The following is an 8,665-nucleotide window of genomic DNA, read 5'->3' as shown; positions in this document are numbered from 1 at the left end:
CAGCGATAGGTGATTAGTGACTGCGCTATATGCCGTATGACACTAATCACCAATCACTAACCACTAAACCGTTAATCACTAAATAAACTCTTCTACCAAATACATTTCATCCAGAAATTCTTCCATTGTCTGCTGCAAATTTTCCACAGCTTCCTCAGGAGAGTCTCCATACGCATTACATTGTATATTCACGACAAGCCAAGCATAATAACCTCCGTCAGAGGTACGTTCTAATATATAGTCCGTTCTTTTTAATTTCATATCGGCAAATAATTTGTTAATGTAGGTATATTTACTATTGATTGATGATCTGCTAACTTTTCCAATTCATCAATGATGTGGCGTTCGCTACTACGCGCCCAGTAGATAAATTCCCGATTAGGGCAATAGGTTTCCGAAAACCGGAGTAACGATTCCAATTCGAACGAGTCGCTCATAATTCCCGCACCGGAGCGAACTGCGTCATGTGCATTGCAGTCCTGTTCGATATGGGCAGGCACCATCAATACCGGCTTACCTAAGTACATGGCTTCACAGATAGACTCAAAACCGGCCGTACTGGCATAGGCACTACACCCTGCCATGTAATTAAGAAACTTCACATCATCGATCCGATGAAAACTCAGTGTTTCATCTACATGCATCTCCTCTTCAACATCAGCTTTATCCCAAAAGAAATGCAAGGATATTTCAGGATGAGTTGTATGAAAAGCCTCCACGCTGTCCGAAAATCCGGAATTCACCATATAGCCATGGATATAATGTCCCGTTTCCGGACGGATAGCCGCCACTTCCTGCCTGAGTAAAGGAGGAACGACCACAATATTATTCACCGGATCTTGGGCCATCTTACGAAAAGACAAGGCCAACCGTTTTTCTGCTTTCAAACTTGTCATCCGGGTAAAAAAGCGAAGCAAAAACAATTGTACCGGGCTCTTTTTCGGAAATTCAAACTCACGATGCAAAAACAAATATTGATGGCCGATACATATATACGGAACGGAGGGACGGAAGAATGCATAGGTAAGGCCGGTTAAAAGTTCGTAGAAGTTGATCACAACTTCCGCCCCTGTCTCCCTGATCCGTTGGTTTATATAACACATACTCCGGAAATATTCCGGTAAATGTATGAGATTATAGACAAAACTCTTTTTTAAATCAGCCCGTTTGTTATCTGGTGCAGGCATGAAGTTCGGACTAAGAAAACGCTTCACCGGCGCTTGTATATTACGGTTAAAGAATCCCGGCAAAGTACGCGACGAACTCTTGCCAACGAGTACCTCCACCACTTCGTGCCCATTACGCCGTAATATCTCTTCAAGCGTCAGCGCTTGGGTCAAATGCCCTCTCCCTTCCCCCTGGACAATAAATAAATATTTCATGAGGCTATTGTTATTTGTTCGGTTTCTTTTTCTTTCAACTCTCTGTCAGGCATCGACATACTATCAAAATAACGCACGCTCCAGTTTCCATCCTCGTCTTCCGTCAAAGCCGAAAGCGTCTCTACCCAATCACCGGAATTCAGATAATGGATATCATCATAATATGTATTGGCAGGATGATGAATGTGCCCGCAAATGACTCCATCACATTTTCTGGCCCTTGCCAACGTCACCAACTCCTTTTCAAAATCAGAAACATAAGAAACGGCCGATTTCACTTTATTCTTGATAGACTGGGAAAGCGAATAATAGGGTTTCCCCTGCTTCATTCTCCGGGCATTGTATACCTTGTTGAGCCAAAGCAAAAACGTGTATCCGGTATCCCCCAACTTTGCAAGCCACTTCATACGGGTAGTCACCGTATCAAAAATATCTCCGTGCGTCACATAGTAGCGCCTGCCATGACTTTCATAAATGCAGTCTTTAACAATCTGTATATTATAAAAGTTCAACGGTGCCAGATTATCAAGAAAATCGTCATGATTACCACGGACATAGATAACCTGCGTACCGAAATTTTCCATCATCTTCATTATCACTTTGAAGAAATCCGTATGCTTCGCTTTCCACTTGCTTAAACCACTTTTTTGTAAATGCCATCCGTCAATGATATCTCCATTCAATATCAAACGGTCGCAATTGATTGATTTAAGAAAACGGGTTACCTCCTCAGTTTTGGAGTGCTGGGTCCCCAGATGAATATCCGAGAGGACAACGGTGGGATAATACGTGCGTAAATACATAATCTTTGAATTTTTCGATATACAAAAGTCAGTATTCGGCATTACAACCAGATGTCTGCAAGATTACTATTTTATGAACAAAAACCGCATTCCAGCGTTATATATTTAAAAATAGTAATTATATTCGCAGCCTGAAAAGGCTGGTAATTCATTTTAAGAAAGGAAAAATCATGGAAAAATTTGATGAATTAATACAGTCACCGGTTCCCGTATTGGTAGATTTCTTCGCAGAATGGTGCGGTCCTTGTAAGGCAATGAAGCCTATACTCGAAGAAGTAAAATCTAAAGTAGGAGATACAGCACGCATTGTTAAAATTGACGTAGACCAGCACGAACAACTGGCAGCCAGATTTAAGATACAAGCCGTACCTACATTTATATTATTCAGTAACGGAGAATCGGTATGGCGTCACTCCGGAATGATACATGCCAGCGAACTGACAGGAGTAATAGAACAGTATTCACATAAAAATTAAGAATGAAGAAAGTATTAGCTATGGTAGCTTTCGTCATGATTGGCGTCATCGTTTACGCTTTCAATGACGAAAACAAAATAAATGTAGATCAACAAAGTAAAAAAGAGGTAAAAAGTGGTGAAGTCATTATGATGAATAAAGAAATGTTCATCAAAGATGTATTCGACTACGAAAAAAGTGAAGAATGGAAATACAAAGGTGACAAACCTGCCATTATCGACCTCTACGCCGATTGGTGCGGTCCTTGCCGCATGACAGCTCCCATCATGAAGTCGTTGGCCAAAGAATACGACGGAAAAATTGTAATTTATAAAGTAAATGTAGATAAAGAAAAAGAATTGGCAGCTTTGTTCAATGCAACAAGCATCCCTCTTTTCGTATTTATCCCCATGAACGGAGAGCCTCAGCTTTTCCGTGGTGCGGCAGATAAAGCCACCTACCAAAAAGCGATAGACGAATTTCTATTAAAATAGCAGTAAAATAGTGGGTTAATGATAAGTGATTAGCAAGTTGCGCTGTAATCCGCAAGGCACTAATCACTTATCATTAATCCATTATTTATAATATCCCACCGGATGATTCATCAACGCCAATTGGCTCTCTTTCAATTTCAGTACACTTTTCAGTTTTGCAGTATCCATCGAAGCACGCGGTACAGTCGCCAGATTAGCTGCGGCACAGAAAATAGAAATATTCTGTGAAACGATACCGGCATCCACCGCCCCCATCAATTGAGTATGGGTATTCTTTGCATCGCCCAGACGTGACAAATCACTGACCAGTAACAGAGACACCGGTGCTGTTTTTACAAAAGCCTGCCCACCTGCTACGGCATCACGATGATCACCCTCGGCAACCAAGTTCAACTGATGCGCTTTGGCATCATACAAATAAGTACCCTGCGGCAACACGACGTAAACATCTACATCCTGCTTGTTCATCGCCGACGGTGCCGTACGTTTCCCATCCGCCGGGCGATTTACACCATTGGCAGCCCATAACAAATCCGATAAATCGGCAGAAGTCAATGCTTTGGCAGCATATTCACGAGTAGAATGACGTTCAGACAATGCATTCATCACCGATCCCGAACGGTTCATGTTGGGTTTGGGCAGTTTGATTACTTTCTCAGCAGCAAAAGCAGCTACCGAAACCAATAGACACAATAATAACAATTGTACTTTTCTCATAATCTGTGAAATTAAAATTGATGCACAAATATAACCGTATCTTATTGATTCCTTGCATCCTATAAGAAAGTTTAATAAAAAAAGGCCTGTACCTTTCTGAAGATACAAGCCTTTCATCCATTTACGAATTATACTGATTATTTCTTTCCGAAATAACGGTTGTAAAGTCCCTCGAAACCTTTACCGTGACGAGCTTCGTCCTTACACATTTCATGAACCGTATCATGAATAGCATCCAGGTTCAATGCTTTAGCACGTGTAGCGATACGTTTTTTGTCTTCGCAAGCACCGGCTTCGGCATTCATTCTCTTTTCAAGGTTAGTTTTGGTATCCCATACGCAGTCACCCAGCAATTCTGCAAATTTAGAAGCGTGCTCTGCTTCTTCCCAAGCATAACGCTTGAAAGCTTCAGCTACTTCCGGATATCCTTCGCGATCAGCCTGACGGCTCATTGCCAAGTACATACCAACTTCTGTACACTCACCCATGAAATGGTTATTCAAATCCTTGATCATCTCTTCGTCACAACCTTTGGCAACACCGATTACATGTTCGTCAACAAAAGTAAGAGCACCACCTTCAGATTCAACAACTTCTACGAACTTGCTTGCAGGAGCTTTACACAAAGGACATTTCTCAGGAGCTGCGTCACCTTCATAAACGTAACCGCAGACAGTACATCTAAATTTTTTCATTTTGTCTTTAATTTTAATTAATTAGTCAATACGTATCTTTTCTTAAACAATTCTTACAAACACCCTTATAATAATAATGTATTTCTTTCACTTCGTGCCCATCTATTTGAGTTTCTTCCACCTCTCTCACCTCTCCCGGAAAAGCCAGATCATAAATTTTCCCACACTTTTTACACAAGAAATGTGCATGTTGTGAAGTATCTGCATCGAAGTTGGCATTCCGATCGTCAATCGTAAGCATCAAAGCAGCACCTTGCTCTGAAAACAAATTCAGTGTATTATAAACGGTTGTTTTCGAGAGTGTTGGCATCGAAGGAGATAATGCCGTATATATTTCATCGGCCGATGGATGCGTACGATGCTCCATCAAATACTCCATAATAGCAATACGCTGCATAGAAGGTTTTATACTGTATTTTAATAACCGATCATATGATTTCATCATTTCCCCTTTCCAAAATTGTAATCAGTACAATTTTAAATCTGATGCAAAGATAAAGATTTCTTTTGTTACCGCAAACAATTCAAAGATAAATTTCACAAAAAACATGCGACAAATTATCCGGATCATCAGAATATGGCAGTAAACAGGCAGAATCTGGCAGTTAATCTTATTAAAGATATACATTCATATATATAAGAAAGCTATTTAGTATTTATCGCACGATTTTCTCAAAACTATTTCCTACTTTTGCAACAAAATAAGATTATTATCATCGTTCATATGTCAAAAGAAGCATGCTATACATGGTAAAGAGCCCCATTGGCATATTGACAAATTAAAGAATTACTCATTATGAACTACGGATTTGTAAAAGTAGCGGCAGCAGTACCCCGGGTGAAAATAGCAGACTGTAAATACAACGCCGGACAATTGGAAAGCTTAATTGCCATTGCAGACGGTAAAGGAGTACAGATTATCACATTCCCTGAAATGTGTATCACAGCCTATACTTGCGGTGATTTGTTCGGGCAGCAACTTTTATTGGAAGAGGCCGAAATGGGGCTGATGCAAATACTGAATAATACCCGCCAACTGGACATTATCTCTATCTTGGGAATGCCGATAGCGGTAAATTCTACCGTTATCAATGCAGCCGTAGTCATTCAGAAAGGGAAAATCTTGGGAGTAGTCCCCAAAACTTATCTTCCGAACTATAAAGAATTTTATGAACAACGCTGGTTTACTTCCGCCCTACAAGTGGCAGAAGACAACGTACGCCTATGCGGACAGATAGTACCGATGGGAACTAATCTGCTCTTTGAAACTTCCGATACCACTTTCGGTATTGAAATCTGCGAAGATCTGTGGTCTACCATTCCTCCCAGCTCAACGTTAGCGCTCCAAGGTGCGGAAATCCTGTTCAACCTTTCTGCCGATAACGAAGGTATCGGTAAACATAGTTATCTCCGCTCGCTCATCAGCCAGCAGTCGGCACGGTGCATTGCAGGGTATGTCTTCTCTTCCTGCGGATTCGGAGAATCGACCACTGATGTCGTTTTTGCCGGGAACGGTCTTATCTACGAGAATGGCAGCGAGTTGGCTCATAATAAGCGTTTTAGTCTCGAAGAGCAATTGGTAATCAGCGAAATAGATGTAGAACGTTTACGTGCTGAACGTCGTATCAATACGACATTTGCCGCAAGTAAAGGCACTGTCCCTTCCGGTAAGAAGCCACTGCGTATCACAACGGAATTCGTAAACAGCAAAGAATTGAATCTGACACGTACTTTCGATATGCACCCGTTTGTCCCGCAGGGAGAAACGTTGAACGAACGTTGTGAAGAGGTGTTTTCCATACAGGTAGCCGGACTGGCACAACGCCTGGTTCACACAGGAGCCAAGACTGCCGTGATCGGTATTTCGGGAGGACTGGATTCTACGCTTGCCTTGCTTGTCTGCGTGAGAACTTTCGATAAATTGGAGCTGCCCCGTAAAAACATTATCGGAGTCACTATGCCGGGATTCGGTACCACCGACCGGACTTATCATAATGCGCTTTCGTTAATGAAATCCTTAGGAATTACGATTCGGGAGATCAGTATCAAGGAAGCATGTATACAGCACTTCAAAGATATAAATCACAATATAAACATACATGATGTAACTTATGAAAACTCCCAGGCACGTGAACGCACGCAAATATTAATGGATATAGCCAACCAAACATGGGGAATGGTAATCGGAACCGGTGATTTGTCGGAACTGGCATTAGGATGGGCTACCTACAATGGCGACCACATGTCAATGTACGGTGTCAATGGCAGTGTCCCAAAAACATTAGTGAAATATCTGGTAAAATGGGTGGCGGAGAATGACATAGATGAAGAGTCACGTATCACCTTGCTCGATATCGTAGAGACACCTATCAGTCCGGAACTGATCCCTGCAGATGAAAATGGAGAGATACAACAAAAAACAGAGGATCTGGTAGGTCCTTATGAATTGCACGATTTCTTCCTCTACTATTTTATGCGCTTCGGATTCCGGCCATCCAAGATATATTATTTGGCAAATATAGCATTCAAAGATATTTATGACGAAGAAACAATCAAGAAGTGGCTTTCCACTTTCTTCCGTCGTTTCTTCAATCAGCAATTCAAACGTTCCTGCCTGCCCGACGGCCCCAAAGTGGGCAGTATCTCTATCAGCCCGCGAGGTGACTGGAGGATGCCCAGTGATGCAAGTTCCGCTACATGGCTTAAAGAAATAGAGAACCTATAAGCAGGAAGAATATCTTCAATACTTACAATGACTGCTTATATAGGAATAACAACGGAAAAAGACAACTGATTTAGGTTATAAAAAGAATTCATCCTATTGAAACGATTGGTTTCAATAGGATGAAACTCATGGTTCCATATAATGGAAACGGGTAGTTCCAATAGGATGAAACAAACTGTTTCAATCCGATGAAACAAGTCCGATAACAGAATCAAAGCACCCCTTTGCTGGATGGTAATTCAAAGTGATAGATATCCCGCTTCAGCGCCATCTTCAATGCACGGGCTAATGCTTTGAAGATGCCTTCAATTTTATGATGCTCATTCTGTCCTTCCGCTTTTATATTCAAATTCATTTTTGCGGCATCGCTCAACGATTTGAAAAAGTGCAAAAACATTTCCGTAGGCATCTCTCCTATTTTCTCACGTTTGAATTCTGCATCCCATACTAACCAGGGACGCCCACCGAAGTCAAGGCACACCTGACAAAGACAATCATCCATAGGGAGAGCGTAACCGTATCGCTCAATCCCCCGCTTACTCCCCAAAGCCTGATAAATGCATTCGCCTAAAGCAATAGCAGTATCTTCAATGGTATGATGTTCGTCCACTTCAAGATCGCCTTTCACTTTGATAGTCAGATCCATTCCGGAATGCTTTCCTATCTGTTCGAGCATATGATCAAAAAAGCCAAGCCCTGTAGAAATATCACAAACCCCATTGCCATCGAGATTTAAAGCAACAAAAATATCGGTTTCTTTCGTTGTACGTTTCACTTCCGCTTTACGTTCACCGGCAAAAAGATATTCGGCAATCTTATCCCAATCGGTAGTAGCTAAAGCACAAACCGATTCAAGACCTTTTTCTTCCAACAGTTCGGTAGAGTCTTGCAGATAGATGGCCCGGCAACCTAAATTTTTAGCCAGTTCTACATCCGTAGGACGATCACCGATAACAAAACTACCCGCCAGATCATAGTCCGGGTGATCGATATATTTCGTCAACATTCCGGTACGGGGTTTACGGGTCGGTGCATTATCTTCGGGAAAGCTGCGGTCTATCAGGATCTCATCGAATGTTATTCCTTCACCGGCCAACGTCTTTAACATAAGATTATGTGCCGGCCAGAAAGTTTCCTCTGGAAAAGAATCTGTTCCCAATCCGTCCTGATTAGTGACCATTACAAACTCGAAGTCAAGCTTACTACGGATAAAACCTAAATTACGAAACACCTTCGGATAGAACTCCAATTTTTCCAATGAATCGAGTTGGTAATCCACAGGTGGTTCTATAACCAAAGTGCCATCCCGGTCGATAAACAATATTTTCTTCTTCATGATTAATAATTATTTAGAAATGGGGGCCTCTCCCCAACCCTCTCCGTAGGAGAGGGAG

10 protein-coding genes are annotated in these 8,665 nt (G+C 41.7%); 3 read left to right on the top strand and 7 right to left on the bottom strand.

The window, feature by feature from the left end:
• Positions 1-78: 78 nt before the first annotated feature.
• Genes QVP90_RS08395 through QVP90_RS08385 form a run of 3 tightly spaced genes read right to left on the bottom strand, consistent with a single transcriptional unit; the run spans position 79 to position 2,185 of the window.
• Entirely contained in the window at positions 79-261 is a 183-nt protein-coding gene (locus QVP90_RS08395; RefSeq protein WP_005923813.1) for a type II toxin-antitoxin system HicB family antitoxin, read from the bottom strand.
• On the bottom strand, positions 258-1,382 hold the full coding sequence (locus QVP90_RS08390) for a glycosyltransferase family protein (RefSeq protein WP_005923816.1): 1,125 nt from the start codon (positions 1,380-1,382) through the stop codon (positions 258-260). Before QVP90_RS08390 ends, QVP90_RS08395 begins: the two co-directional genes overlap by 4 nt.
• On the bottom strand, positions 1,379-2,185 hold the full coding sequence (locus QVP90_RS08385) for a UDP-2,3-diacylglucosamine diphosphatase (protein ID WP_005923819.1): 807 nt from the start codon (positions 2,183-2,185) through the stop codon (positions 1,379-1,381). Before QVP90_RS08385 ends, QVP90_RS08390 begins: the two co-directional genes overlap by 4 nt.
• 170 nt (positions 2,186-2,355) lie before the next feature.
• Between QVP90_RS08385 and trxA the strand changes: the two genes are divergently transcribed.
• Positions 2,356-2,661 (top strand): thioredoxin, encoded by a 306-nt coding sequence (trxA, locus tag QVP90_RS08380; RefSeq protein WP_005923822.1) that lies wholly within the window; start codon positions 2,356-2,358, stop codon positions 2,659-2,661.
• 2 nt (positions 2,662-2,663) lie between these two features.
• On the top strand, positions 2,664-3,134 hold the full coding sequence (locus tag QVP90_RS08375; protein ID WP_007480420.1) for a thioredoxin family protein: 471 nt from the start codon (positions 2,664-2,666) through the stop codon (positions 3,132-3,134).
• Between the two features lie 81 nt (positions 3,135-3,215).
• Here QVP90_RS08375 and QVP90_RS08370 read toward each other — a convergent pair whose 3' ends face one another.
• The 3 genes from QVP90_RS08370 to QVP90_RS08360 form a co-directional block, all read right to left on the bottom strand.
• Positions 3,216-3,851, bottom strand: a complete 636-nt coding sequence (locus tag QVP90_RS08370; protein WP_005923826.1) for a SagB/ThcOx family dehydrogenase — start codon at positions 3,849-3,851, stop codon at positions 3,216-3,218.
• 137 nt (positions 3,852-3,988) lie between these two features.
• On the bottom strand, positions 3,989-4,546 hold the full coding sequence (locus QVP90_RS08365) for an NADH peroxidase (RefSeq protein WP_005923828.1): 558 nt from the start codon (positions 4,544-4,546) through the stop codon (positions 3,989-3,991).
• Positions 4,547-4,571: 25 nt separating this feature from the next.
• Positions 4,572-4,988 (bottom strand): Fur family transcriptional regulator, encoded by a 417-nt coding sequence (locus tag QVP90_RS08360; RefSeq protein WP_288204122.1) that lies wholly within the window; start codon positions 4,986-4,988, stop codon positions 4,572-4,574.
• Between the two features lie 354 nt (positions 4,989-5,342).
• Here QVP90_RS08360 and QVP90_RS08355 point away from each other — a divergent pair, with 354 nt between their 5' ends.
• A complete protein-coding gene (locus tag QVP90_RS08355; protein WP_021936158.1) occupies positions 5,343-7,271 on the top strand; it encodes an NAD(+) synthase in 1,929 nt (642 codons plus the stop codon).
• A 211-nt stretch (positions 7,272-7,482) separates the two neighbouring features.
• On the opposite strand, the gene hisB is transcribed toward QVP90_RS08355, so the two are convergent.
• Positions 7,483-8,607, bottom strand: coding sequence for a bifunctional histidinol-phosphatase/imidazoleglycerol-phosphate dehydratase HisB (gene hisB, locus QVP90_RS08350; protein ID WP_007480417.1), 1,125 nt, complete (start codon positions 8,605-8,607; stop codon positions 7,483-7,485).
• Between the last annotated feature and the right edge of the window lie 58 nt (positions 8,608-8,665).

This window comes from Bacteroides sp. CAG:189, from assembly GCF_000432295.1.
GTDB lineage: Bacteria > Bacteroidota > Bacteroidia > Bacteroidales > Bacteroidaceae > Bacteroides > Bacteroides salyersiae.
Note: the sequence above shows the minus strand (reverse complement) of the source record. Positions and strands in the feature narration are given on the sequence as shown.

Excerpts from the sequence above, each read along its gene's own strand:
- QVP90_RS08360 (WP_288204122.1), bottom strand. The coding sequence starts at position 4,988 with ATGAAATCATATGATCGGTTATTAAAATACAGTATAAAACCTTCTATG.
- hisB (WP_007480417.1), bottom strand. The coding sequence starts at position 8,607 with ATGAAGAAGAAAATATTGTTTATCGACCGGGATGGCACTTTGGTTATA.
- QVP90_RS08385 (WP_005923819.1), bottom strand. The coding sequence starts at position 2,185 with ATGTATTTACGCACGTATTATCCCACCGTTGTCCTCTCGGATATTCAT.
- QVP90_RS08365 (WP_005923828.1), bottom strand. The coding sequence starts at position 4,546 with ATGAAAAAATTTAGATGTACTGTCTGCGGTTACGTTTATGAAGGTGAC.
- QVP90_RS08370 (WP_005923826.1), bottom strand. The coding sequence starts at position 3,851 with ATGAGAAAAGTACAATTGTTATTATTGTGTCTATTGGTTTCGGTAGCT.
- trxA (WP_005923822.1), top strand. The coding sequence starts at position 2,356 with ATGGAAAAATTTGATGAATTAATACAGTCACCGGTTCCCGTATTGGTA.
- QVP90_RS08390 (WP_005923816.1), bottom strand. The coding sequence starts at position 1,382 with ATGAAATATTTATTTATTGTCCAGGGGGAAGGGAGAGGGCATTTGACC.
- QVP90_RS08375 (WP_007480420.1), top strand. The coding sequence starts at position 2,664 with ATGAAGAAAGTATTAGCTATGGTAGCTTTCGTCATGATTGGCGTCATC.
- QVP90_RS08355 (WP_021936158.1), top strand. The coding sequence starts at position 5,343 with ATGAACTACGGATTTGTAAAAGTAGCGGCAGCAGTACCCCGGGTGAAA.
- QVP90_RS08395 (WP_005923813.1), bottom strand. The coding sequence starts at position 261 with ATGAAATTAAAAAGAACGGACTATATATTAGAACGTACCTCTGACGGA.